This is a genomic window from Vitiosangium sp. GDMCC 1.1324 (assembly GCF_003044305.1).
GTDB lineage: Bacteria > Myxococcota > Myxococcia > Myxococcales > Myxococcaceae > Archangium.
This window is the reverse complement of record NZ_PZOX01000002.1, coordinates 696,415-721,313: the sequence shown is the minus strand read 5'-3', so window position 1 is coordinate 721,313 and position 24,899 is coordinate 696,415. Positions and strand designations below refer to the sequence as shown.

At 69.2% G+C, this 24,899-nt stretch carries 23 protein-coding genes; 10 read left to right on the top strand and 13 right to left on the bottom strand.

The genetic code is table 11. From position 1 onward, the window contains the following. Positions 1 to 83: 83 nt before the first annotated feature. The 3 genes from DAT35_RS60550 to DAT35_RS07390 all read right to left on the bottom strand — a co-directional run bounded on the left by DAT35_RS60550 (position 84) and on the right by DAT35_RS07390 (position 2,247). On the bottom strand, positions 84 to 773 hold the full coding sequence (locus DAT35_RS60550; RefSeq protein ID WP_233261340.1) for a hypothetical protein: 690 nt from the start codon (positions 771 to 773) through the stop codon (positions 84 to 86). Further along, complete coding sequence (locus DAT35_RS07395) at positions 763 to 1,326, bottom strand: Wall-associated protein precursor (protein ID WP_108066177.1); 564 nt, start codon at positions 1,324 to 1,326, stop codon at positions 763 to 765. The genes DAT35_RS60550 and DAT35_RS07395 overlap by 11 nt, the downstream gene beginning before the upstream one ends. Before the next feature lie 132 nt (positions 1,327 to 1,458). Further along, positions 1,459 to 2,247 carry a crotonase/enoyl-CoA hydratase family protein gene (locus DAT35_RS07390; RefSeq protein WP_108066176.1) on the bottom strand — a complete coding sequence of 263 codons (789 nt, stop codon included), beginning with the start codon at positions 2,245 to 2,247 and terminating at the stop codon, positions 1,459 to 1,461. 152 nt (positions 2,248 to 2,399) lie between these two features. Here DAT35_RS07390 and DAT35_RS07385 point away from each other — a divergent pair, with 152 nt between their 5' ends. The 4 genes from DAT35_RS07385 to DAT35_RS07370 all read left to right on the top strand — a co-directional run bounded on the left by DAT35_RS07385 (position 2,400) and on the right by DAT35_RS07370 (position 4,722). Then, complete coding sequence (locus tag DAT35_RS07385; RefSeq protein ID WP_108066175.1) at positions 2,400 to 2,849, top strand: hypothetical protein; 450 nt, start codon at positions 2,400 to 2,402, stop codon at positions 2,847 to 2,849. A gap of 261 nt (positions 2,850 to 3,110) precedes the next feature. Beyond that, positions 3,111 to 3,536, top strand: coding sequence for a YciI family protein (locus tag DAT35_RS07380; RefSeq protein ID WP_108066174.1), 426 nt, complete (start codon positions 3,111 to 3,113; stop codon positions 3,534 to 3,536). Between the two features lie 36 nt (positions 3,537 to 3,572). Next, positions 3,573 to 4,004: a YciI family protein gene (locus tag DAT35_RS07375; protein WP_108066173.1), complete on the top strand. Its 432-nt coding sequence runs from the start codon at positions 3,573 to 3,575 to the stop codon at positions 4,002 to 4,004. Between the two features lie 106 nt (positions 4,005 to 4,110). Next, a complete protein-coding gene (locus DAT35_RS07370; RefSeq protein WP_108066172.1) occupies positions 4,111 to 4,722 on the top strand; it encodes an SRPBCC family protein in 612 nt (203 codons plus the stop codon). A gap of 113 nt (positions 4,723 to 4,835) precedes the next feature. On the opposite strand, the gene DAT35_RS07365 is transcribed toward DAT35_RS07370, so the two are convergent. Then, positions 4,836 to 6,539, bottom strand: a complete 1,704-nt coding sequence (locus DAT35_RS07365) for a lamin tail domain-containing protein (protein ID WP_369945191.1) — start codon at positions 6,537 to 6,539, stop codon at positions 4,836 to 4,838. A gap of 176 nt (positions 6,540 to 6,715) precedes the next feature. Here DAT35_RS07365 and DAT35_RS07360 point away from each other — a divergent pair, with 176 nt between their 5' ends. Further along, the gene (locus DAT35_RS07360) at positions 6,716 to 7,456 is read left to right on the top strand and encodes a hypothetical protein (RefSeq protein WP_108066170.1); all 741 of its coding nucleotides are present in this window, start codon (positions 6,716 to 6,718) and stop codon (positions 7,454 to 7,456) included. A 22-nt stretch (positions 7,457 to 7,478) separates the two neighbouring features. Here the strand turns inward: DAT35_RS07360 and DAT35_RS07355 are convergent, their stop codons facing one another. The 6 genes from DAT35_RS07355 to DAT35_RS07330 form a co-directional block, all read right to left on the bottom strand. Continuing rightward, complete coding sequence (locus tag DAT35_RS07355; protein WP_108066169.1) at positions 7,479 to 8,576, bottom strand: hypothetical protein; 1,098 nt, start codon at positions 8,574 to 8,576, stop codon at positions 7,479 to 7,481. A 12-nt stretch (positions 8,577 to 8,588) separates the two neighbouring features. Continuing rightward, a complete protein-coding gene (locus tag DAT35_RS07350) occupies positions 8,589 to 9,992 on the bottom strand; it encodes a VWA domain-containing protein (protein WP_108066168.1) in 1,404 nt (467 codons plus the stop codon). A 105-nt stretch (positions 9,993 to 10,097) separates the two neighbouring features. Then, complete coding sequence (locus DAT35_RS07345; RefSeq protein ID WP_108066167.1) at positions 10,098 to 12,941, bottom strand: PAS domain S-box protein; 2,844 nt, start codon at positions 12,939 to 12,941, stop codon at positions 10,098 to 10,100. Positions 12,942 to 13,070: 129 nt separating this feature from the next. Further along, positions 13,071 to 15,578: an ATP-binding protein gene (locus DAT35_RS07340; protein WP_108066166.1), complete on the bottom strand. Its 2,508-nt coding sequence runs from the start codon at positions 15,576 to 15,578 to the stop codon at positions 13,071 to 13,073. A gap of 99 nt (positions 15,579 to 15,677) precedes the next feature. Continuing rightward, on the bottom strand, positions 15,678 to 17,348 hold the full coding sequence (locus tag DAT35_RS07335) for an ATP-binding protein (protein WP_158501591.1): 1,671 nt from the start codon (positions 17,346 to 17,348) through the stop codon (positions 15,678 to 15,680). An 89-nt stretch (positions 17,349 to 17,437) separates the two neighbouring features. Continuing rightward, positions 17,438 to 17,956 (bottom strand): GreA/GreB family elongation factor, encoded by a 519-nt coding sequence (locus DAT35_RS07330; protein WP_108066164.1) that lies wholly within the window; start codon positions 17,954 to 17,956, stop codon positions 17,438 to 17,440. 64 nt (positions 17,957 to 18,020) lie between these two features. On the opposite strand from DAT35_RS07330, the gene DAT35_RS07325 reads away from it, so the two are divergent. After that, positions 18,021 to 18,302: a rhodanese-like domain-containing protein gene (locus DAT35_RS07325; protein WP_108066163.1), complete on the top strand. Its 282-nt coding sequence runs from the start codon at positions 18,021 to 18,023 to the stop codon at positions 18,300 to 18,302. Between the two features lie 23 nt (positions 18,303 to 18,325). On the opposite strand, the gene DAT35_RS07320 is transcribed toward DAT35_RS07325, so the two are convergent. Continuing rightward, the gene (locus DAT35_RS07320; protein ID WP_108066162.1) at positions 18,326 to 19,621 is read right to left on the bottom strand and encodes a DUF2254 domain-containing protein; all 1,296 of its coding nucleotides are present in this window, start codon (positions 19,619 to 19,621) and stop codon (positions 18,326 to 18,328) included. Positions 19,622 to 19,731: 110 nt separating this feature from the next. Beyond that, complete coding sequence (locus DAT35_RS07315) at positions 19,732 to 20,364, bottom strand: hypothetical protein (RefSeq protein ID WP_108066161.1); 633 nt, start codon at positions 20,362 to 20,364, stop codon at positions 19,732 to 19,734. Here DAT35_RS07315 and DAT35_RS58825 point away from each other — a divergent pair. The 4 genes from DAT35_RS58825 (at position 20,358) to DAT35_RS07300 (ending at position 23,568) form a co-directional block, all read left to right on the top strand. Then, complete coding sequence (locus tag DAT35_RS58825; protein WP_158501590.1) at positions 20,358 to 20,498, top strand: hypothetical protein; 141 nt, start codon at positions 20,358 to 20,360, stop codon at positions 20,496 to 20,498. The genes DAT35_RS07315 and DAT35_RS58825 overlap by 7 nt on opposite strands. A gap of 108 nt (positions 20,499 to 20,606) precedes the next feature. Then, positions 20,607 to 21,596, top strand: coding sequence for an NAD(P)H-quinone oxidoreductase (locus DAT35_RS07310; protein WP_108066160.1), 990 nt, complete (start codon positions 20,607 to 20,609; stop codon positions 21,594 to 21,596). 290 nt (positions 21,597 to 21,886) lie between these two features. Then, the gene (locus DAT35_RS07305) at positions 21,887 to 22,822 is read left to right on the top strand and encodes a hypothetical protein (RefSeq protein WP_108066159.1); all 936 of its coding nucleotides are present in this window, start codon (positions 21,887 to 21,889) and stop codon (positions 22,820 to 22,822) included. A gap of 131 nt (positions 22,823 to 22,953) precedes the next feature. Beyond that, complete coding sequence (locus DAT35_RS07300; protein WP_108066158.1) at positions 22,954 to 23,568, top strand: hypothetical protein; 615 nt, start codon at positions 22,954 to 22,956, stop codon at positions 23,566 to 23,568. A 31-nt stretch (positions 23,569 to 23,599) separates the two neighbouring features. Here DAT35_RS07300 and DAT35_RS07295 read toward each other — a convergent pair whose 3' ends face one another. Then, on the bottom strand, positions 23,600 to 24,883 hold the full coding sequence (locus DAT35_RS07295; protein WP_108066157.1) for an MFS transporter: 1,284 nt from the start codon (positions 24,881 to 24,883) through the stop codon (positions 23,600 to 23,602). Positions 24,884 to 24,899: the final 16 nt, after the last annotated feature.

Below are 24,899 nucleotides of genomic sequence, written 5' to 3'. Positions count from 1 at the left end.
GCACTCTGGAGCAGGGGTACACGAGGGGAGGGCGGCGCTCCGGCGTCGTCCTCCCTCGTTGTTTTCGTTGCGCCGTCAGTCGTTCAGGCGGTGGGTAGGGGGGCGGGCCCGAGCTTGGAGGGGTCCCACACGTACTGCTCGGTGGGGGTGAGCACCATGTTCGTGAACCCGTGGCGCTCGACGAAGTCCTTGAAGCGCTCGGAGACGACAATGTCTCCCTGCATGCCCCGAGGGCGGAAGATGTCCTCTCCGCCCCAGGTACCCGGTTCCAGGACAAAGCCATGGATGGCGTCGATTCCCGTCGAGCGGCACTCGGTGCAGGTGGGGGGCTTGGAGAAGCGTACCCGGTTGAGCACCAGGTCCACCGCCCCCCGGCCGAAGCAGGGCCAGACGACGTTGTAGCGAGGCACGGTGAGGGGCTTGCGTGGCCTCTTCTTCATGCCGCGCACCCGAACGACCTCTACAGGATGGAAACCCTCCAGCCCGGTGAGCCCCTCGGCTCGGAAGGCCTCCGCGAACCGCTCGGAGATGAGCCGCTCGTATCCAGGGACTCGGATGAAGTCCCCGAGTTCCTCTCCGTGTAGTTCCAACTCGACCCGGTAGGGAGGGAGCCAGCGCAGCGCGCCAACCGTGTCACCACACCGAGAACAGCGAGGCGCATCCTCCGAGACATTGTCGGGCTCGACGGTGTCGACGGCAGTATCGTACCGAGACCCGATGGCGCCCTCGGTCAGGACGAAGAAACGCGGGGCGGTAGACGTTTCAGAGTCCATCGGGGAATCTCGCTCTCATCTCAGGGCGGCTGTAGATCTCGCGCAACTTGTCCATGAACTGCTCGGGCGTCGCCTTGGAGTTCCTGTCGAGCCAGTCGATGACCTCCCGGTCTACATCGCGGTGCCACTGCTGGTAGCCGCAATGTGACTGCTCGTCCTTGGCCCGAGTCACGAAGCGCGGATCCCGAGGTTTGTAGAGCCCCTTGAGCGTGGTGTGCCTCGAAAGCCTCTTGGCGATGGGCCGGGAGATGGGGTGGTGATCCTGTCCTTTGCACTGGGGAGGCTCAGAGGACCCCAGCGACTGGGACAAGGACTCCGCCGCTGACTGGAGTTGCTGCTGCTTCTTCTCGTCCGCCTTGCCCGCCATCTGCGAGGCTTGCTCCAGACCCTCCTGCACCTCGTCCAACACCTGCTCGGCCTTCAGCGCGTCCTCACCAACGAGCGCCACGCAGGCACTCACCATGCCCGCCTTGCAGTTGCACACCAGCGACGTCTCACCAGGCGTGCACGCAACGATTTGCGTTAGCAACACCCACAGCAAACTCGAGAGCATGGGTTTTCTCCTTCAGCCTCAGTCGATCCAGCCCCCTTCGCTGTACTACGCCCGTTCCACCCGGACGTGTGAAGAAGGACGTCGTCCGGGTATCCATGGGCGTCGGGAGTGAGTCCAGCGGGTGCTCCGCCCTCAGCGGCCGGTGAAGCGGGCCTCGCGGCGCTCGATGAAGGAGAGGACGCCCTCGCGCGCATCCTCCGAGACGGCGAGCTCGAGCAGCTTGGGCAGCAGGGCTCGCGCGGCGGCTTCGGGGCCCTGGGTCAGCGCCAGCCGGGCCGAGGCCAGTGTCGCCTGAACGCCCAGGGGCGCCTGCTTCGCCACTGTCTCCGCGAGGGCCAGGGCGCGCTCGAGCTGCTTGCCGGGCGGGACGACCTCCTGGACGAGCCCGATGCGGTGGGCCTCGCGGGCGTCGAACTCGTCTCCGGTGAGCAGCCAGCGCATGGCGTTGCCCCATCCGGCCACCTGGGGGAAGCGCAGGGTGGCGCCACCGAAGGGGAAGATGCCGCGCTTGATTTCAATCTGTCCGAAGCGGGCGTTGTCCGCGGCCACGGTGATGTCCGCGGCGAGGATGAGCTCGATGGAGAGTGTGAGGCACAGGCCCTGCACCGCGACGACGAGCGGCTTGGTGCGCACCGCGCCCTGGATGGCCCACGGGTCGATGGAGCCCTCGGGGTAGAGCGGCTCTCCGCTGGAGAGCGCGGGCGCGACGTTGGCCAGGTCCAGGCCGGCGGAGAAATGCTCGCCCTCGGCGAAGACGACCATGCAGCGCACGTCGGGGTGACGGTCCGCGTGGGTCATCGCCGTGGACAAGGCCCGGAGCATCGCGAGGTCGAAGGCGTTGCGTTTCTCGGGGCGGTTGATGCCGATGAGGGCGAGGGGACCACGCACGTCGAGGGTAATGCGGGGGTCGGTCGTTTCCATGGGTCTCCCGGGTCGGGCGAAGGGAGCCATCTTCTCCCGAAGCGCCAAGGAGCGGGCGGGTCTCCTCCTCCCTCCAGGGCGGGAGTGTCAGGTCCCCTCGCATTTCCAACACGCCCCACCGCCGCGCGCGAGGCCTGTTCCTCGGTGCTCCCGTGGCGCACTCCTTGCTGCAAGGCACGGTCATGAACCTCCGCCAGATTCTCCTGCTGTGTCCCGTCGTCCTGTCCTTGGGTTGTGGTGGCTCGGACAATGTCGTCCACGAAGAGGTAGGCGCCGCGACCTACTTCCTGGACAACCAGTCAAGCCATGTGCTGCGCGTCGAGTGGAAGACCACCGTTCAACTCGGCAGCGAAACCCAGAATGTGGGTTCCGTCCCGAGTGGCACGGTGAAGGAGCTCCTCTCCGACAGCATCTTCGGCGTGAATCCCAGGCCCACGGATACCTTCGAGTCGCTGGCGCTCTACCGGGTGGACACCGGCGGGAGGGTCTACCTGCAGGAGCCGATTCGCGACGAGGCCTGGGTCAGCGAGCGCAAGGACTCGCGTTACCTCGGAACCACCCATCACACCCTGCGCATCCGTGACGAGGACCTGTCGCCCTGAGCGCGAGCCTGGAGCCGAGACGAGCCCGCGTGGAGGCGCGGGCCGTCCTGGCTCGACACCCGCCTGGGCCGGCCCGAGAAATTCAGGCGCTTCCCTCGGAGCGACAGGGCGCGCGGCCAGACGTAAAGGCCCGTCATTTCGCGCACTTGGCGACAGCCCAAAAATAATGAGCGGCCGTGTCGATCTCTCCGACCCTCGTTCGACGACTCATTGAAGCCTGGGACGCAGGCTGCGAACGCGAACCTGGAAGGAGTCACGACGATGCGGTTCATGGTGATTGTGAAGGCCGACAAGAACTCGGAAGCGGGTGTTCTTCCGGACGAGAAGTTCCTCACTGAGATGGGGAAGTACAACGAGGAGCTGGTGAAGGCCGGCGTGCTCCTGGCGGGTGAGGGGCTCCTCCCGAGCTCGAAGGGCGTGCGGGTGAAGTTCTCCGGAACGAAGCGGACCGTGGTGGACGGGCCCTTCGCCGAGACGAAGGAGCTGATCGCCGGCTTCTGGTTGTTCCAGGTGAAGTCGAAGGAAGAGGCGATCGAGTGGGTCAAGCGCTGCCCCAACCCCATGAACGGCGAGTCGGAGATTGAGATCCGTCAGGTCGCCGAGGCGGAGGACTTCGGGGCCGAGTTCACGCCCGAACTGCGCGAGCAGGAGGAGCGCCTGCGCCAGCAGGTGGCCGCGAAGAACTGAGACGACTTGCTCCACACCCTGGAAGGAAACATCCCGATGCGATTCCTGCTGATTCCGGCGCCCCCCTCCAGCGACGCGAAGGTGGAGGCGGAGGCGCCCTTCGACGAGAAGCTCTTCACCGCGTACATGAAATACAACGAGGAGATGCACAAGGCCGGAGTGCTGGTCGCGTCCGAGGGGCTCAATCCCAACGCGAAGAGCGCGCACGTCAAGCTGTCCCGAGAGAAGCGCACCGTGGTGGACGGGCCCTTCGCCGAGACGAAGGAGCTGATCGCCGGCTTCTGGCTGATCGACGTGAAGTCGAGGGAAGAGGCGATCGAATGGGCTCTGCGTTGCCCCAAGGGTCCGGGGGGCGACGAGGTGCTCGAGATTCGCCCGCTGACGGGGGCCAATGACCTCCCGTTGCGGCTCCGGGAGCTCATCGCCGAGGCGGCGCCGACGTGGAGCGCGGCGTTCTCGAAGTCGTAACGGTGCCGGAAAAAAGATTCGACGTGTCGATTTCGCGAAGTCCCGATCGACGCGTGAGGAAAGCCGGAAGCCCGGCTCCCAACACAAACAAATTGAGGGGTCCCGCATGTTCAAGAAAATCCTGATCGGTGCCGTCGTTGTCCTCGTCGCGTTCCTCGGCTTCGTCGCGACGCGTCCGGCCACCTTCAAGGTCGAGCGCTCCATCACGGTGAGCGCGCCGGCCGACGTGGTGTTCGCGCTGGTGGCCGACTTCCGCAAGATGGAGGCGTGGTCGCCGTTCATGGCGCCCGATCCCGCCCGGAAGGACACCTTCGACGGTACGCCCGCCGCGGTGGGCCACTCGCTCGCCTGGGCTGGCGGCCAGGCTGGCGATGGCAAGATGACCATCCTCTCGCTCAACCGGCCCGAGCAGCTCACCCTCAAGCTCGAGTTCTTCAAGCCGTTCGAGGCCCTCAACGAGGCGGTCTTTCAGTTCAAGCAGGCCGGGAAAGACACCACGGTCACGTGGACGATGACCGGCGAGAACGGCTTCATCGGCAAGGCCATCTCCGTGTTCATGAACATGGACAAGATGGTGGGCTCGGATTTCGAGAAGGGGCTCGTCACGCTGAAGAACCTCTCCGAGTCCGAGGCGAAGAAGCTCGCCGAGGCGAAGGCCGCGCAGGCCGCGGCGGCCGCTGCTCCGGCCGCACCGGTGGTGGGCAACACGGTGGATTAGCCGGAGGACGGCGGCTCGGGCTCATCGGGGCGCGTGCGTGTCGAGCCGCGCGCCCCGCCCGGCCGGTGGGGAACCCCTGACACCGGCCGGACGGAGACCTCGTCAGCGAGTGCTCAGAACGCGGAGCCGCTGACGCGCTTGCCCGGCGAGGAGGACAGGCTCGACAGCGTGGTGTGCAGCACGAAGGTGGCGCCGCTGGTGGCGTCCGGGCTGCGGTTCATCGACACGCCGTCGGTGCCGGCGAGCGTCGAGGAATAGGTGGTGGTGTCCACCGTCGTGCCCGCCGAGTTCTTCAGCGTCACGGTGTCGCCGCTGTTGCCCAGGGCGAGCGTCCCGGTGGTGGCGGCCACCGCGTTGGTCACTCCCGAGGGAATCCCCGAGGAGCCACCGAACACGGCGATCGCCGCGCCGGCGGCCAGGGTGGTGCCGCTCGCGAAGGTGTGTTTCACGCCCGTGCTGTCGGACACCGTCCAGCCGGAGAGGTCCGCGGCGGTGCCTCCCGAGTTGACGAGCTCGACGAACTCGCCGTTCACGTCCGAGCCCGCCTCGTTGGCGAGGATCTCATTGATGAACACGTTCGCGGCGCCGCCACCGCCGGAGGTGGTGATGGTGAAGGACGCATTGCTGGAGTCGGTGGTGGCGGAGTTGGAGGCATCGCTCACGCGCACCTGCGCGGTGGTGGTGGCGCTGCTCGGCACCGTCCAGGTGTAGCTGCCGGTGGAGGCCGAGGTGCTGGAGGTGAGGGTCGTCCAGGTGGAGCCATTGAGCGTGTACTCGAGCTTCACGTTCGTCACGCCCGAGGACGTCCAGGTGATGCTGTGCGAGCTGCCGGCCACCCAGCTCTCGCCGCCATTGGGCGAGGTCACCGTGACGCTCGTGGTGGTGGAGTCACCCGGGATGAGGAAGTCCTTCACGATGGCCATGTGCTGCATGTTGGTGGCGCCGCTGTCGGCGCTCAGCGCCGGGGAGAGCTCGGAGATGGGCGAGTACACGCGGGTGTCCGCCACCAGGCCGCCGGAGAACGAGCTGGAGCCGATGACCACCGACGTCTGGTAGGCGAGCAGATCGCTGTCGACGAGGACATGGTCATACGGCTTGGCCCGGGCCGCGTTGGTGTTGGTGTTGCCGTTCCGGTCCGCCGGGTAGGGGCTGCTCGTGGACACCACCTGGCTGAAGGTGCTGAAGAGGCTCTCCGAGCGGCTGTCGGAGTTGAAGTCACCGCCGATGGCCAGGTAGTCCCCGGTGGGGATGTTGGCCTTGATGAAGCTGACCAGGTTGGTGGCCTCGGTGTTGCGGACGCTGCTGCTGCTGGTGAGCAGGTGCACGCTCACGACCCAGAGGTCCTTGGAACCAGGAATATCGATGCGCGCCCACGCGAAGTCCCGGTTGGTGACCTGCGTGTCGTCCCACTCGCCCGAGGCGAGGATGGGATAGCGGCTGATGATGCCGTTGGGGATCTGCGCGCCGCTCTCGCGGTAGTACGAGTAGCTCGTGCCGAACGCCGTGTTCACGAAGCTGCGGATGGCGGTCGCCGAGTTGTCGCCGTAGTTGAACTCCTGGATCATCACCACGTCTGGCTTGAGGCCCTGGAAGATGCGGGTGCCCTCGCCCGGGTCGTAGCTCTGGGCGTTGCCGCTGGTGATGTTGGCGGCCACCAGGCGCAGCCGGACGCTGGCGAGCTCGGCCTCCTGGGTGACCTGGGTGTCCTCGCCCACCGTGTCCTCGGGCACGCCACCACAGGCCGCGAGTGTCAGGGAGAGCACGGCCGCCAGAAGACGGCGGTCGAGGCGTGTGAAGCTCGAAGAGGCTTCTGTCATGTGCATGCGGTCAGGTCCTGCCCCGGGAGCCGGAGCGGTGGGGGAGTCGAAGAGACACCACGTCTCCTGGGAAGCGGGGCGGAGCCTGCTTCTCCGCGTAGGGTTATCGCCGAGAGGACCCGCGCTGTTTCCGGCGGAAATATTCGGAAACAGGGGAATGGTAGGATGTGACAATCATGGAGCAAATCCGAGACGTCCACCCCTCCTCCGAGGAGAGTGCCCTGCCGGAGCTCGCGTTCGTTGAGCCCGCGACGAAGAAGCTCACGCTGCGCGAGTGGGTGGAGATCGTGAGCTCGCCGGGCGTGACGCGAGAGGACGTGGAGTCGCTGCTGGCGGGGCTGTCGGGGCCGCTGGTGGAGGGGGAGTCCACGCGCGAGCGGGCGGATCAGCTGCTGCGGCTGCTTCAGGACGAGGCACTGGGGGCGCTCACCGGCGGGGACGGGCGCGAGGTGCGTCCCGCGGCGCTGGAGGCGCTCCTGGCGCTGGGCTTCCCCTACGCGCTCGAGGTTCCGCCGGAGGTGCTGTCCCGGATGCGCGGGAATGCGCCCCGGGTGCTGTCCCGCATGTCGCGCTGGGGCTTGGGACTGGGCGCGATGGGGGCCCTCGCGCCGCTCGTCGCCGTCGCACTGCACGACCCGAGGTGGTTGCTCAATCGCCTCGATGTGATGGGGATTCTCTCGGGGGTGATGTTGCTGCCAGTGCTCCTGTCGGCTCTGGCGGAGCGGTATCGGCTCGGGTGGCTGAAGACACTCAGCAACGGGGCACTCGGGTTGATGGGGGTGCTGGGTCTGTTGCTCTCGTGGGCGCTGTACCTGGCCAAGGAGTCCCCGGTGGCGGTGTCCACCCTTCTGTCCACGAGCGTCCTGCTGCTGGCGAGCTCTCTGTTCCTGCGGAGCCCCAAGGACCTGGACGACTGAGACGACTGAGCGGGGAGGACGCTCAGCCCAACACCTTGGTGGATTCGGGCAGCGGGGCGGGAGCCGCCGGTGCGCTCGAGTCTTCCTGGCCCAGCGCCGCCAGCTTGCGCGCGAGCTGCGCCGCCTGCTCGCCCTTCGAGGCCACATCGCCTCCCTGCACGCCCACCAGTGACACCCGAGCCCGCTCCAGCAGCGCCACCTGCGCGTGCAACTGCGCCAGCATCCGCTCCCGCTTGCGCCCCAGAATGTCCAGGTGGTTCAGCTCCTCGCCCAGCGACGAGGCCGCCAGCTCGAGCTGCCGCCGCGCCACCGCGTCCGTCGTCGCCGCCGCCTTCGCCCGGAGCTCCTGCACCTGCGCGTCCACGTCCCCCTGCTGCACCGCGCGCAGCTGCGCCTCCAGCTGCGCGTGCGACTCCGCCAGGGAGAACACCTCGCGCGCCATCTTCTCCAGCACGCCCACCAGCTCCGTCTTCCCCGGTCCCGCCGTCAGCCTCGCCGCTTCCTTCTGGCACTGTCCGTAGAGCGTCACCGCGCGGGACACCAGGCCCTGGGCCTCGCCCGAGAGCTGCTTCTCCAGCGCCGTGCCTCGCGCCTCCACCGCGTTGCCGTGCACCCGCACGTGCGCCGCCAGCGTGCCCACGCTCCAGAAGAGCGCCACCGCCGCGAGGCCCACCACCGCTCCCACCGCCCCCAGGCGCCCGTCGAAGAACCGCGCGTCCATCACCGTCTTCACGTACAGCCCCAGCGGCACCATCATCCCCGCGCCCACCGCTCCGGCCAGCACCTGCAGCGGTTTCGGCTTCCACCTTGTCCCCACCAAGCCCACCACTCCGGCCGCCAGCGTCCCCATGCATGCCTCGGACAGCGGCGTGGGCACGTTGAGCACCTCGGGGATGTTCAGCAGCACCGGCAGGCCCACCAGCATCCCCAGTCGCACCTTCCAGTCCGCCCGCGCGCTGGCCACCGCCGCCCCCGCCACCGCGAAGAAGGTCATGTCCAGGTGCAGGTGCATCCGCGACGCCGCCGCCACCGCCAGGCCCACGGCCGCTCCGCCACCCAGCGCACGCAGCGTGCGCACCTCGAAGTCCTCGCGTTCCTGGAGCTGTACCGACAGGGGCATGGCCGGCCTTTCCTAATAGGCGTTGTTCTGTCCGAAGGTCTTCAACGACTTGCGATGAAGCTGTAACGCCTCACGCCTCACGGAGGTTTCATCCTGCGCGTTGAGATAGGCTGCCCGGGTCTGGTCCACCTCCGCAAGTTCACCCGCGAGCGCCTCCGCCGAGGTGCCGAACAGGCGACGTGTGTTGTCCAGCAGGCCCAGCGCCCGCTCCCGGTTGCCCCGCTTCATCTCCTCGGCCGCCGCCTGCATCTGCTGCGCCCCCAAGGCCCTCACCGCGTACACCCGCACCTCCTGGTCCAGGTTCGTCCGCACCAACTCCTCGTCCTCCGTCACCTTCGCTGCGAGGCCTACTTCCACCTCCACCTGCCGCGCGGCCTCCACGTCCCAGTACCGCAGCCGCGAGCCCAGCACCCCGCGCTCCTCCGCCGTGGTCTCCAGGGCCAGCGTCAGCTTCACCACCACCCGCGCCTCCTGCCCGCCCGCCAGGTCGTACAGGGGCACCACCACCGTGCGGCCCTCGCGCCGCGCCGACACCCCCAGCACCTCCGCGTCCGTCACCCCCTCGGGCAGCTCCAGCCGCAGCTCCACCCCGCGCGCCAGTGTCCCCGCCGCCTGCTCCAACTCGCGCTGGAAGATGTCCGCCAGCTTCTCCGAGTTCTGGATGTAGCCGTAGAAGCCGCCTCCCTGCTCGGCCATGCCCCGCATCAGCCGCTCGTTGATCTCCTCGCCCACCCCGAGCGCGCTCACCGTCATCCCCTCGCGCTGGTAGTTGCCCGCCAGCCGCCGCAGCTCGCTGTCCTCGACGAGCCCCTCGGTGGGCGCCCCGTCGCTCAGCAGGAGGATGCGGCTCGTCCGGTAGGCCTTCACGTACGGCCGCAGCGCCTGGGCCGCCGCCTCCAGGCCGCCGCTGATGTTGGTGGAGCCCTCGTCCTCGATGCCGTCCACGAAGGCCAGCATCTCCTGGCGCGAATCCTCTGACACCTGCTGGCTCGGGAAGACGCTCACGTCCGTGCCGTAGTGCACCAGCGCCAGCCGGTCCTCGGCGCCCAGGTGCTGCACGAGCATCCGCGCCGCCTGTTTCGCATCCGCCAGCTTCTGCCCGCGCATGGAGCCCGAACGGTCGATGACCAGCGCCAGGCTCACCGGCATCCGCTTCTCCTGGCGGGACTTGTGCGCGCGCACCGTCAGTGCGGCGTAGGCCTCGCTCGGCCCGGCCATCAGGTACGCCCCGGACAGCTTGCCCTCCAGGGTCAGCGCGCCCGCATTCACCGTGACGGGTTGCAGCACCACGCCCGTGGGTGCCTCGCCGGGCCGGGCCACGGTGTGGCTGGTGTCCTTCTGGCGGGGCAGTCCCACCACGGCCGCCCCGAGGGCGAGCAGCGCGGCGGTGGCCAGCAGCAGGTGTGTCCGGTTCATCGGGAGGCCTCGGGAAGCGGGGGGAAATCGGGAACGCAGCCTACCCGGGCATTCCGTCTCCCCCATCCGTCACCCGGAGGAGGGTCCGACAACCGACCGATGCCGTCAGTTCCCTGGCAGCGTGTGGTTCATCACCAGGTCGCGCACCACGCGCCGCACCGCGGTCTCGTCGAAGGGCTTCTCCAGCGTGGGGTTGGGCACCCGAGCCAGGAAGTCCCTCGCCCCCTGGGTGAAGGCACCTCCCGAGACGAAGACGAAGCGCTGCTCCAGCCCCGAGCCGCCCTGCTGTACGGCCTCGTACAGGTCCTTGCCTCCCAGGTCCGGCATCATCACGTCGCACAGGACGGCGTGGAACCGGGTGTCCGCCGACAGCTTCTCCAGCGCCTGCCGCCCGCTGGTGGCCAGCTCCACGTCGTGCTCGCGCAGGATGCGCCGCAGGGCCTTTCCGACGGCGGGCTCGTCGTCCACGATGAGCACCCGCCCGCGCCGCGCGCTCGGGGCCACGACGGGAGCCGGCGCCGGCTTCTCCAGCCGGAAGCCCTCCTCGGCCGCGCGCAGCACCACCCGCATCGTGGTGCCCCGGCCCGGCTCGCTCTCCACTGAGATGTCTCCGCCCAGGCTGGTGATGATGCCGTGGCAGATGGACAGGCCCAGGCCCGTGCCCACCCCCACGGGCTTCGTCGTGTAGAAGGGATCGAAGATGCGCCCGAGCGCCTCGGCGGGGATGCCGGAGCCCGTGTCCTGCACCTCCACCACCACCCGCCCCTCCGAGCCCATGCGCGTCACCAGGCGGATTTCGTTCTGCTCCGCCGCGCCCTCGGGGATGGCCTGCGACGCGTTCACCACCAGGTTGAGGAACACCTGGCACAGCCGGCCCTCGTTGCCCCGGACGGGGGGAATCTGCCCGTACTCGCGCTTGAGCTTCGCGCGGTGCTTGATTTCGTTGGCGGCCAGCATCACCGCCGAGTCCAGCACCGCGTGCACGTCCACCGGCTCCACCCGCTCCTCGTCCGGCCGGGAGAAGGTCTTGAGCTGGCGGACGATCTGCCGCACGCGCTCGGCGCCCTCGCGTGCCTCCATCAGCACCGCGCGCCACTCGTCCACCTCCGGCCGGGCGGCAATCCCTCCCGGTGGCAGGACCGAAGGCATGCGGCGCGTCTCGTCCAGGAGGAAGCCCAGGTTGGAGATGACGAAGGCCAGCGGGTTGTTGATTTCGTGGGCGATGCCCGCGGCCAGCGTGCCCATGGAGGCCATGCGGTCCGCCAGCGACAGGCGCGACTGCAACTGGCGCTGCTCGGTGACGTCCCGTGCGATGGACACCACGGCCGGCTGTCCGTCGAAGAGCAGCGGCAGCGAGGCGAACTCCGCCACCCGCACCTTCCCGTCCTGCCGCCGCAGACGCCGCTCGCCCGTCACCAGCGACACCGAGCCCTCGGGGGTGGGCGGCTCGTCCAGGAGGAACTCCTGCAGGAGCCTTCCCATCACGTCCCGCGGGCTGCGGAAGCCCAGCGCGGACACCAGCGAGGTGTTGGCGTAGATGATGCGCCCGTCGCGCTGGATGGCCGCGGGCTCCGGCACGCTCTCCAGGAGGATGCGGAAGCTGGCCTCGGACAGCTTGAGGGCCTCCTCGAACTGGCGGCGCTCGGTGATGTCCCGGGCGATGCCCTCCACCGCCACGCACAGCCCCGAGGCGTCCAGCACCGGCGTCACCACGTGCTGCAGCCACACCGTGCGCCCGTCCCGCCGCTGGAAGCGCACCACCACGGGCGTGTCCTGCTTCTCGGGCTCGAGCAGCAATTGCTCCAGCACCTCCAGGTCCTCCGGGTGCACCTGGCGGTGCCACAGCTCGGGGTCCCGGTAGTGCTCTTCCGGGGTGAAGCCCAGGTTCTTCGTCACCACGCCGCTCACGAAGGCGAAGCTGCGCGTGCCCGCCAGCTGGTAGCGGTACAGCACGTCCGAGGCATTCTCCGCCACGCGCCGGAAGCGCAGCTCCCGCTCACGCAGCGCCCGAGCGGACTGGCGCTGCTCCATGGCCAGCGCGATGGCCCCGGCCGCCGCCCACAGCAGGTCCACCTCCAGCTTGTCCCACTCGCGCTCCTCGGCGCAGTTGTCGAAGCCGATGAAGCCCGCCAGCGTGCCGTGCACCCACAGTGGCAGCGCCAGCAGGGAGAGGATGTTCTGGGACTCCAGTATCTCCCGCTCCTCCGGTGGGAAGTTCTTCACCAGCCCGGAGAGGACCTGCCCTCGCGACAGCCGCTCGTACAGGTGGGGCGTCTGCTGCTCCACCTGCATGTTCTGCAGCAGCGGGTTGTCGAGCTCCGGCTGCACTCCGGGGGCGCACCACTCCGCGCGCTGACTGAAGAGCTGGTTGCCGTCCGGCGAGCGGTGCGCCTCGAAGACGTAGGCGCGGCTGGCTCCCGAGGCCTCTCCCAGCGGCGCCATCAGCCGCGCGAAGAGGTTCTCCGAGGACGAGGTCGCCAGCAGTCGCTGCTGAATCTCCACCAGTGCGGTGAGGTAGCGCTCGCGCCGGGCCAGCGCTTCCATCGCCCGCCGCCGCTCGGTGATGTCGTTGATGGTGCCGCACGTCCCCGCGTAGGAGCCATCCTCGGCCAGCAGCAGGCGCACGTAGACCTCCACCCACCGGAAGCCCCCGTCCCGGGTGAGGTAGCGCATCTCGTGCTTGCTGCTCTCCTGGTGGCGCGCCACCAGCTCCCGGCCCAGCTCCAGGCTCAGCTCCTGGTCGCCCGGGTGGACGTAGTCCATGCTCCGCTGGCCCAGACACTCGGGGACCGGGAAGCCCGTCAGCTCCGTCCACGCCGGATTCAGGTAGGTGAAGCGGCCCTGCGTGTCGAGCTGGAACACCACCTCTCTCAGGGTCTCGACGACCAGCTGAAAGCGCTGCTCGTGCGGGGCAGGAGGTGTGTCGGTCGGCTGGGGCTTCGGGTGCATGAGGGCGGGGGCTCCGGTTCCTCGGGCGGGGGCGTCCCAGGAAACCGCCTTGCTGGAGAATTACGATACCGTGCCCTACACCCTTCTGCATCAGCCTCCAAGTAAACAGGTATTCCCGCTTCCCGGCCCCTACGCGGTGGCGGCCGCGGTGGAGGGGGCGGGCAGCTCGCGGGGGAGGCGGACGTGGAAGCAGCTGCCCAGCTGGGCGCCGGGGCTCTCCGCCCAGATGGCGCCGCCGTGACGCTGGATGATTTCACGGCAGATGAATAGCCCCAGGCCGAGCCCTCCGAAGTGCCGCGCGGTGGCGTTGGAGGCGCGGGCGAAGGGCTGGAAGAGGAGGGCGATGCTCTCGGAGGGGATGCCGATGCCTTCGTCACGAACGCGCAACTCCACCGCCTCGGGGGTGAGGTGGAAGCTGACGCGCACGCTGCCGCCGTGGGGGGAGTAGCGCACGGCATTGGAGAGCAGGTTCGTCACCACCTGCTCCAGCCGAGGGCCGTCCCAGATGCCCTCCACGGGCACCTCGGGGGCCTCGAGGAGGAAGCGCAGCCCGTCGTCGCCGCGCAGCTCGAAGCGCTCGATGACCTCGCGCACCAGGGGGACCAGGTCCACCCGGGCGCGCTCCAGCTCGAAGCGGCCGGCCTGAATCCGCGAGGTGTCCAGCAGGTCATCCACCAGGCGGGTGAGCCGGTCTGTCTGCCGGGCCATGGAGCGCAGGGCCTTGAGGGTGCGCTCGCGCTCGGGGAAGTCACCGCCGCGCTCCATGCGGCTGAGGGTGAGGGCGGCGAAGCCCTTGAGGGGGGTGAGGGGGGTGCGCAGCTCGTGGCTGGCGACGGAGAGGAACTCCTCGCGCAGGCGCACGGCTTCGCGCAGCTCGGCCTGGGCGGCCTCCGTGCGAGAGGCCATCTCGTTGAAGCCGCGGCACAGCCCGCCCAGCTCGTCGTTCTCCTCCTCGGGCACGCGGCGGGACAGCTCGCCCCGGCCGATGGCGGCGGTGGCCTCCACCAGTGTCTCCAGGCGGCGGATGATGTCGCGGGCGACGAACTGGGAGAGGGCCAGCATGAGCACCACGCCGAGCGCGAGCAGGGCGATGAAGGCCACGCTGGTGCGGGTGATGGCGCGGTAGGCCACGCCCATGTCCTGGGTGACGACGACGCTCCACTCGGTGCCGGGCACGGGGGCGTCCGCGGCCAGGAGAATGCGTTGGTCCTCCGGGCCGAACGTCTCCACCACGCCCTCGTCGTTGCTGGACAGGTGCAGGCGCAGGGCGCCGGGCAGGTGGGCCTCGCTGAGCAGGGGGGCGCCGGGCTGGGTGTCGCGCAGCAGCAGCAGGCCGCGCCTGTCGAGCACCTGGACGCGGAAGCGCTGGGCCGCGGGCGTCACCGCCGCGGACAGACGCTCCAGGGACAGCAGGCCCACGAGCATGCCCTCCAGCTTGCCGTCATGTTTGAAGGGCAGGGCCACGGCCACGTGGGGCAGGCCGAGCTGGCTGATATAGGGACGGGAGACGTAGGGGGCGCCGGTGCTCAGCACGCCGCCGTGGAAGTCGCGGTGGGAGAAGCTGCCCAGGTCCTCCTTGCCGTAGGAGGCGGCGAGCCCCGCGCCCTCCTTGTCCACGGCGAGCGCGGCGTCGAAGGCGCGCGCCTGGGCGGGGAGGTTGCGCAGGTAGAGCTCCAGCAGCTTGCGGTCCCGGGAGAGGAAGGCGGAGCGGAAGCCGGGGGACTCGAGCAGCAGTTGGAGGGACTCGCGTGCGTCGTCGAGGTAGCGCACGAGGAAGTCGGCCTCGCCGGCGGCGGCGCGCACGGTGTCGTCGCGCACCTGGCGCTCGATGGCGCCCTGGGCGAGCCGGGCGGCGAGTCCTCCCAGGGCGAGCAGGGGGACGAGGCCTGCGAAGGCAAGTCCGCGCAGCAGCTTGAAGCCCACGGTGTGCGGGGCGCGGGGGCGGAAGCCGACGGAGGCGGCGGCGCACGACAGGGTGAAGATGACGTAGACGGTGGCGGCCGGCCCCATGCCGATGCGGCTCAGTCCCCAGGAGTGCAGGGCGAAGGCCACCGCCAGCAGGCCGAAGAGGACGCGGGGCAGCGGGGGCCAGCGCGAATCGAGGGGGGCCAGCAGCCCCGCGCCGCAGCCCAGGAAGACGAGCCCCAGGGGCACCAACAGGGGCGACAGCGAGGCGTGGAAGACGGGGGGGAAGTGCTCGCGAGCCACCAGCATGAGCAGGCCGAAGCTGAGCGCCACCAGCGCCACGACGCCGCGGAACACCTCGCGCTTGCGCCAGGAGGGGGACGTCTCCAGCGCCACGCCCGCCAGAAGCAGCGGGTAGAGGATGGCACCGGTGAGGCTCCCGGTGCGCACGTTGAGCATCCACCAATAGAGGCCGGTGACGGCGCCGAAGCCCACGCGCCCCAGTACGTCCAGCCAGCGCGGGGCATGGCGGTAGAGCATGGTGGCCAGCAGCACGATGCTGCTCGCCAGGAATGCCACCCCCATGGGGCGCACGTACGGGTAGAGCGGTCGGAAGTAGGCGGCGTGGAACTCGTATGGCGCGTACGTCATCGCCACGCCGAACATGAGTCCGAACATCGCGGCAGGCCAGGTGAGGGGCATCGATGGAGTGCGCGCAGGCTCTGCTTCCATGTCAGTCCCTTCCAATCAGCTTGTCCGGAGCAAATCCACCACCGGTGTGTGGATCGTCCATCGTCTGACAGGCGCGGGTGTAGGCAAGCAGAGTACGCGTCAGGTGTTGGCCTGGCGAGGCAACTCGACGGTGAAGGTGGCGCCGGCGCCGGGAGCGCTGCGCACGTACACGGTCCCGCCCAGGGCCTCGACAATCTGCCGGGTGATGTAGAGGCCCAGGCCGAGGCCGCCGTAGTGGCGGTCGGACACGGCGCGCTCGAAGCGGCCGAAGAGGCGGGGCAGGCTCTCCGGGGAGATGCCGATGCCCTCGTCGCGCACCACCAGGCGGACCAGCCCCGCGCTCGCCTCCACGCGCAGGGACACGGGCTTGCCGGCGCCGTACTTGAGCGCGTTGGAGAGCAGGTTCGTCACCACCTGCTCCAGCCGGAGCCTGTCCCAGGTGCCCACGGCGGGGCCGGCGAGCTCCAGGTGGATGGGGCTCTCGGCCTGGGTGGCGGGCAGCTCGTAGCGGGCGGCCACGTCCTGGACGAGCGCGCTGAGGTCCACCTCCTCCAGGTCCATGCGCAGCCGTCCGGCGTGGATGCGGGTGACGTCGAGCAGCTCGTTGACGAGCGCGTTGAGGCGGCCGGCGTTGCGGTCGATGTTCTCCAGCTTGCCCATGAGGGCGGGAGGCATCGGGCCGGTTTCGCCGCGGCGGGCGCCGCGCAGCAGTGACTGCACGTTGAGCTTGAGGGAAGTGGTGGGGGTGCGCAGCTCGTGGGCGGCCACGGTGAAGAACTCGTCGCGCTGGGCCACGGCCTGCCGGGCCTCGCGGAAGAGCAGGATGTTGTCCACGGAGAGGGCGACGCGGTCTCCCAGGTCCTCGGCGAAGCGCAGGTCATCCGGCTCGTGGGAGCGCTCGGAGAAGGTGAAGAGGACGAGCGCGCCCAGGGTGCGGCCGCGCGCGCGCAGGGGCACGGCGAGCAGCGAGCGAGGCCCCAGCACGCGCATGAGCCGCAGGTGCTCGGCGTCGCGGGTGAGGGACTTGAGCAGGGGCGTCGTCACCTCGGGCAGCAGCTGCGGCGTTTCCTGGGGCAGCAGCAGCCCCACCAGTCCGGGCTCGTCGCTGTCCTGGGAGTAGCGCCGCACCACCTCGGCGAGCAGCGCCTCCTGGGCGGGCTCGGTGGCCACCGTCTCGAGCAGGAGCGGCTGGCCGCGGCTGTCCATCACCTGCAGCACGCACGCATCCCCGAGCGTGGGCACGCAGCGGCGGGCCAGCTCGTGCAGCGCGGCCTCCACGTCCAGCGAGGCGGTGAGCAGGTGGCTGGCCTCGGCCAGGAAGCTCGTCTCCATCTCCTCGCGCTTGCGGCGGGTGATGTCGTTGAACCAGATGGAGAGCCCATCCCCTCGCTTGAGGGCCACCAGGCGGAACCAGCGCTCGCGGTTGGCGAGGGGGAAGTACACCTCGTCCACGTAGGGCTCCCCGGTCTCCGCCGCGCGCACGAAGTGGGCGTGGATGCCGCGCGAGCGCGCGTCGGGGAGCAGCTCGACAATGCCTCGGCCCAGCACGAAGGCCAGGCTCATGCCCATCATGGCCTCCGCGGCGGGGTTGGCGTACACCCAGCGGAAGTCCACCAGCTCGCCGGAGTCATTGCGCACGGCGGAGACGGCCATGTAGCCATCGGGGTGGTATGCGGCGAACTCCCACTCGTCCTGGGACGAGGGCGCGCGGTGGGCCTCCTCCGGTTCTTCCGGAAGGACGCTCTTCGTGGCTCCACGGAGCGTGGGCATGGCGCATCTCCTCTGGCGCAGGACCCCCCAGCGCCCCGCTTTACCCATTAAGCGTGGAGGGATGTATGGCGGTGATCAAGTCGAGGGCCTCAGACCACCTCGAGGACCGTCCACTCGCGTACCTCGCCGGCCAGGGTGACCTCGATGGTGTCACCCGCACGACGTCCCAGGAGCGCACGGCCCACGGGGGAGGCGGGGGTGATGACGGAGAGGAAGCCATCGCCGCCGGGGCCGGTGAGCTCGGTGCCGGCGCCCACGGGGAGCAGGAAGAAGGTGCGCTCGGAGAAACCGTCGTCGTCCTCGGTGGACACGTCGATGATGGCGCCGAGGGCCACGGGGCTCTTGCGCGGGAAGCGGGGGAGGCCGGTCTCCTGGAAGTCGGAGAGGGCCTTGAGGTCCTCCTGGACGCGGCGGGCGCGCTGGGCCTGGCCGGTGGCGAGGCTGCCGTACTCGATGACGGCGCGCCCGTCCTCCTTCTTCTCTGACTCGGTGGCGAGCGTGCGAGCGGCCTCGCGGGCCTCGAGCTCGGCGCGGTGGGCGACTTTGTCGCTCTGGCGGAGACGGTCGGCGAGCTGGTCGAGCAGCTCGTTCTTGTCCAACAGTGGCATGGGTGCGACAGGACTGTAGCGTCCCGGCACGAGGGCTCCAGTTTCCGGCTACAGTTCGGCGCACATGACGCCGAAAGAACTGTCGGAGAAGGCCCGGGAGCTGGTGGGGCAGGGTTGGGTGCTGTTGGACGTGCGCACGCCGGAGGAGTACCGGGGAGGGCACCCGGAGGCGGCGCGCAACATCCCGGTGCAGGAGCTGCCGCAGCGGGTGAAGGAGGTGGGCCCGCCGGGGACGAAGGTGGTGGTGTACTGCCAGGCGGGAGGCCGCAGCGCGAGGGCGGCGGAGATCCTCCGCGCCCACGGCTTCGCGGACATCTTCGACCTGAAGTCGGTGAACAACTGGTAGCCGTCCCCGCGCCGACCCGCGGCTCAATGGAGGGAGGGCGGCACGGAGGGTGAGCGGGACGGGCCAAATCCCTGAGGATCCTCCTCTCGCGACAGGTCCGCGTCCTCGCCGGTGTTGGCGCTTCCGGCGAGCAGCTCGAGCTCATGCTCGAGGGCGGGTCTGCGCTCGGGGGGCACCTCCTCCTCCAGGTCTCGCAGCAGCGCGTGCAACCGGCGTGTGACCTGAGGGGCGTCCTGGCCGTAGTGGCGGATCTCCGTGACTCCGAGTGTCACGAAGTCCTCCCATCGGGGCTCGAGGAGGAGGAGCCGCAGATGTCCGTTCTCGTCGCGGAGGGCTCCCATTCCCAGGTGCCGGTGGGCCGCCATGTGCAGCAGCGTCCCGAGGCGATCGAGCATCTCCACGGCCGTGGTGGGATCATTGATGCTGGGGGAGAGCGCGCGGATGGCGATGTCCACCAGCAGGCGGAGGGAGAAGAGAGGATCCAGCTTGAGCTGCCGCTCCCTGCCGAGGACCAGCCGGCGGAGGAGTGTCTTCTCGGACAGGGAGGCCCGCGCGCCGTACACACGGGCGAGCGGGGTACCAGGGTGCACGTAGTCTCCCACCGCCACGGAGAGCACGAGGATGCAGTCCGCGCGCCGGGCGTCGGCCACGAGCCCCTCGGTATCGAGCCCTCCCAATACCCGGCCCGGGCCGGAGTACGTCACCACCTGGGAAGGCAGACGCACCACCTCGTCGTCCGCCGTGATGGGGGTGGAGACCGGGGCCTTGTCGTTCCAGGGTCGGGACTGCTGCTGGATGGCTTGCAATCCCTTGTCCGTGATGATGTCGGCCATGGCGACGGGGCGGAGGTTGCGGACGACGTGTTGGAGGAACCCGAGGAACGCCACGATGCTGGCCACCACCAACAGGGCCCCCACGAGGATGGAGAGGTTCGGGACGAAGCCCGCCCGCTGCCGGGTCATCAGGAGGAAGTTGTAGACGAGCGCGGCGGCGATGATGCCCAGCGTCGCCTTCAAGGGGCGATCCCGGTACCAGATAGAGAGGATGCGAGGGGAGAGCTGGCCGGTCGCTGCCTGGAGCACGAGCACGAAGAACGCGAAGACGATCCCGAGCAGGCTGATCATCGCCCCCACGCCGACCGCGAGCAGTTGAAGGGAGGAGCCCTCGCTGAAGCTGAGCGCCTCGGGCACCTGGAGCGACTGGTCCAGCCTGACCATGTTTCGTTCGAGGATCGCGGCCAGCACGGAGCACAGCAGTGGGATGAGCCACAGGTTGGTGCGCCACCACTCGGCGGCGCGAAACCGGAGGACACGTCGCATGGGTCTCGCTCCCGGGGAATGTCCCGCCCCAGGAGAAGGTGGGAGCGCCTGCCCGGGATGGGAACGGTGCTCGCGGAGGGCCCGTCAGCGCTCCAGCCGTGCGGCCCGCGCTATCGGCCGTGGACTGGCTGCCGGCCCAGGGCCACCGCGCCCGCGACCAGAAGGACCGTCCAGAACACCGGGTAGCCCATCTTCACCGCGTGGATGAAGTCTCTCTGGCCATGGAGGGCTGGCACCACCTGGAGGGTGAGCAGGCTGGCTGGCGGCACCGCCACCAGCGCGAGCGCGAGGAGCAACACGGTGCGGCGCCGGACGGGGAAGCCGAGCCACCGCAGGCCCACTCCCATCCCAACGCTGGCCAGGACCAGCGCGGCGAAGAGCCAGCCGAGCTGCGTCAGATGGTAGGTCCGCATCTCCTCGGCGGACATGCCCATCGTCCTCGAGCCAAGGAGTCCGAACACGGCGTCACGCGCGAGGGTGAACGAGCCCAGGGCCACGCTCCAGGCCAGCACCAGGTAGAGCCCCACCTTCCAGCGGGACGAGGTGCCCTGCCCGCATACGGGGAGCCACGAAGCGAGGGCCACGAACAAGCAGGCGGGGATGGCGGAGAGGGGAAAGGGATACAGCCAGGCCAGACCGTCCCAACCGCGCACCGCCAGCACCTCATACAGCCAGCAGGCCAGGCCCAGACAGGCCAGCGCGAGCACGCTGCCCGCTCGGATGACTCCCAGCCCTCGTGTCACATCACCTCCGGGCGCACCTGCGCCGTTCTACAGCCCCCCGGCTGTCACGTCAGCCGCGCTTCTCCCGGTTGTTCCGCTACAACGGCCCCAAGCTGAACGCCGCGCTGGACGGTTTCCTCGCGGACGTCCGGTGAGGCGCGAGTCCCCGGGCGGGGCTCTCCAGGTGGTATCTCCCTGCCCGCGGATGCTTCGACCGCCTACGCTGTGCAGCCCATCGCCATCTCCCCTCCGAGGTGCCCTTCATGAAGGTTCTCCGCATCACCCGCCCCGGCGGTCCCGAAGTGCTCGAGTTCGACGAGCGTCCCGCGCCAACCCCCGGCCCCTGGGACCTCCTCGTGCGCGTGCACGCCACTGCCATCAATCGCGCGGACCTTCTCCAGATTCACGGTGCGTACGCCGCTCCCCCGGGCGTCCCCGCCGATGTCCCCGGACTCGAGTACGCGGGAGAGGTGCTCGCCACGGGCCCGCTCGTGCGCCGCTTCAAGGTGGGCGACCGGGTGATGGGGCTGGTGGGCGGAGGTGCCTTCTCCGAGCAGCTCATCACCCACGAACGTGAGGCCCTCCCGGTGCCGGAGAACCTCGACACCTCCCAGGCCGCCGCGCTCCCCGAGGCGTACCTCACCGCCTTCGACGCGCTCGTGCTCCAGGGAGGGCTGCGCATGGGCGAGTCCGTGCTCATCCACGCCGTGGCCAGCGGCGTGGGCTCCGCCGCCGTGCAGCTCTGCCGCGCCGTGGGGGCCCAGACCATCGGAACGGGGCGCAACGCGGAGAAGCTCTCCCGTGCCTCCGCCTGGGGCGTGGGCAGGACGGTGCTGTGCGACACCTCGCCGCCCCGCTTCGCGGACGCCGTCCGGGAGGCCACGGGGGGACGCGGGGCGGACCTCGCGTTGGACCTGGTCGGCGGGAACTACCTGCCCGAGACGCTCCGCGCCATGGCCCTCCAGGGACGGGTACTGCTGGTGGGCCTCGTGGCCGGCCGGGAGGCCTCCGCGGAGCTGGACGTCATCCTCGTCCGTCGCCTCCACCTCACCGGCACCGTGCTCCGCAGCCGGCCCCCCGAGGAGAAGATGGCCCTCACCCTGGCCGCGGAGAGGAGCCTCCTTCCCCTGTTCCGCTCCGGGGCGCTCACGCCCGTGGTCGATGCCGTCTACCCCATGCGCGAGGCCCGCGAAGCGCTCACGCGGATGGCTCGCAATGAGACCGTGGGTAAGCTCGTCCTTCGCTGGGAGTGATCCACGGCCCCTGCTCGGCCCCTGTTGTGAACCGGGGCCTGGCGGGGAACCCTGGTGAAAGCGGTTTCCTTGTTTGGGCCCCTGTCACCAGTGTATATCCCCGACATCCCCGTGAGTCCCTTCTTCTCGGCTTGGCGGACCTGACCTTAGTTGTAGAATTTCAAGGACCTGGTCATGACCTGCTCGTTTCGGCACAAAATAGTTCGCCCGGAAGAGGAAACTTTTCGTGACTCACGGCGATACATGAAAGCGCGGGGCAAACCCTATTCCCCGGCTGGGAGACTGCGCAGATGAGCCTGAAGATCAACTCCAATGTCGGTGCAACCCTGTCACGGTTGCAGGAGACCACGGCGCCGGCGGCGAAGCAGCCTGTACCCGCGGTGCCGGAGCAGTCCACCCAGGCCCTTCAGCAGTTCGCCGACAGCTACGAGCAAGCGCTGTCGGCCCAGCGCGACTGGGTGGCGAAGTACGGCGGGGGAGTTCAGGCCCCCGGGGTGGATGCGCAGGCCGCGGTGGTCCTCGACAGTGTGAAGGACCTGAGCAACACCATCAACGAGCAGCAGAACGTCGTGGCGGGCGATCAGCTCCAGAAGGGCGGATGGGCCTCCGACACCCCGGTGCTCCAGCAGACCGAGGACGCCAACTGCGGCGAGGCGGTGGTGACCATGCTCAAGGGCGCCAAGCAGGGCAAGGAGCAGGTGGCGGGCGCGGGGTCTGCGGACACGATGAACAACCTGAAGTCGCGGTTTGGTAGCGCCGACGGCACCCGTCCGGACCAGATGGGCGACATGCTGGCCGCCGAGAAGATCGAGGTGAAGAAGAGCACCTCCAACTTCGACAAGGACGCGCTGGATGGGGCCCTGCGCAATGGCGACAAGGCCACCCTCATGGTGGACTCCAACAAGATCGCCGGGGGCACCTCCCAGCCGGCGGGCAAGTCGCACTGGGTGCTCGTCGACGGCATGGACGACAAGGGCCGCTACCAGGTGAAGGATCCAGGCAACGGCTCCAGCTACTACGTGAAGCCCGAGGAGCTGGCCAACGCCATCGACACCGGGCGCAACACGCACCAGTCCGGTGGAATGATGATTGTGGGCAACTCGGCCGCGGCCGCGACCACGTCCGAGCAGGACCTGGCCAACAAGAACAAGCAGAGCGCCGATGTGCTCGGCGATGGTTCGGGCGGTGGCTCCAACTGGCGCAAGTTCGGGCGCGAGTCGGACTGACGCAGGACCCGCTCAGTCGAGCGCGGTGAACACGGGGTCGTGGCGGGTGCTGAACTGGATGAAGTGCCCGTCCCCCCGGAGGGTACGCCTTGTGACGGGAGGCCGGCGCCGGGCTTCAATGGCGCGCCAGAATGAGTTCCGGCCTCTCACGCTCCGAGCTCGAACGCCGCCGCCCGCTGTGGGGCGCGATGAGCGACCTGTTCCTCGACACGGAGGTACGTGAGTTCGTCCCGTCGTTGGCGTTGACGTGCGCCCGGTCCGGGTACGACGAGCCCACCCTCGAGCGCATCTTCTGGGCCGAGGTCTTTCCGCTCGGCATCGGGAACCTCCAGCAGGTTGCCGGCGAGTGGGCCGCGTTGGCGTTGGATGAAGCGGAGCTGGTCCGCAACGCGGAGAAGGGGAAGGTTCCCAGGCTCTCCAAGGCGCTGTCCGGGTGGATGGTCGGATCCGAATGGACGGGAGCCCTGACCCTGCTGCGATGGCTGCGGCAAGAGCCCACGGAGCGCTGGCCTCTCCTCGTGCGCGCGTGGGTACTGCTATGCCGCCGCTATTTCGAGAAGCCGGGAGACTCCAGCCTCTTTCCTCTCGCCGAAGAGGTGTCGGCGTTGCGGAAGGAAGGGGTGGACCTGGGCGCCGAGTGGCAACGTTTCCAGCCCATCGCCCGGAGCATGCTGCTGGCCAGTGAAGAGGGCTCGCCGCAAGCGCGCGGCGAGGAAGTGGAGCGGCTGCTGGTTCCGCCCACGTGAGGCCCTCGGCGAGCGCCTCGGGCCGCGAGTCTCAGGACAGCGCGGGCTCCGTGGACGGCTTGGCGGGAGCGGAGGCGGGCTGCTCGCGGATGCCCACGAGCACGAGGAGCGCCGCGACCACGAGCGCGCCGAGCATGACATGGAAGCCGGCGGCGGCGTCGTTGTTGTTCCACTTGATGACGTAGCCGATGAGGATGTTGGTGACGAACCCGCCAATCTGCCCGCCGGTGTTGATGAAGCCGGCGCCCGAGCCCATGAGCTTGGGGGGGACGAGAATCATCGGCAGGGCCCAGATGGCGCCCGCGGCCATGAAGAGCAGGAAGCCGGCGATGCACTGGGCAATCATGTAGGGGATGGGCGCGTCGATCTGCGTGAACAGGTAGAGGCAGACGCCGCCGAGCGCCTGGCAGCCGAACACGAGGTACTTGCGGCGGCCACGGAACCAACGGTCGGACACGTAACCGGCGAGCATGCAGCCGAGACCCCCGAAGAAGAACGGGAGCGCGCCGACGAGGCCGGTCTTGGTGAGGGAGAGCTTCTTCACCTCGAGCAGGTAGGTAGGCAGCCAGTTGAGCCAGCCGTACATGGTGAGGTTGTAGATGAGGGCGACGAAGAAGAGCACCCAGATGGCGGGGGAGCGCAGGAGCTGGCCGAAGCTGGCCTTCTCCAGAGTCTGCTCGGCGGTGGCGGCCTGGGAGCGGGAGTCGCGCTCGAACTCCTCGAGCTCCTCGCGGGAGACCTGGGGGTTCTCGTGGATGGAGTTGGTGATGAAGAGCCAGGCCATCAGCACGCAGACGACGCCGGCGACGCCGAGCAGATAGAAGCTGGTGCGCCACCCGAGGATGGGCAGGAGCCAGGCGAGCAGCAGCGAGGAGAGCGCGGGCCCGAAGGCGATGGAGGAGAGGATGGCGGCGTTGGCGGTGCCGCGGTTCTTCTTCGAGTACCAGTTGCCGATGACCTTCCAGACGGCGGCGGGGAAGACGCCCTCACCGACGCCGAAGAGGAAGCGCACCGCGAGCATGCTGGCGAGGCCGCCCACGGCGCCGGTGAGCGCGGTGAACACGGACCACCAGGCGAGGGCGGCGAGGATGACCTTCCGAGGGCCGATCCGGTCGGCGAGCATGCCGCCGGGAATCTGGAAGAGCGAGTACCCCAGGAAGAAGGCGCTGAGGATCCACCCGATGCGCTCCGGCCCCACGTGGAGCTCCTCGCGGATGAGCGGGATGGTCATGTTGATGGCCATCCGGTCCAGCCAGGCGACGAGGTAGCAGAGGAGAAGGGCGAGCCCGACCTTGTAGCTGGTCTTGAAGGACATGGGGCCGGAGCATAGC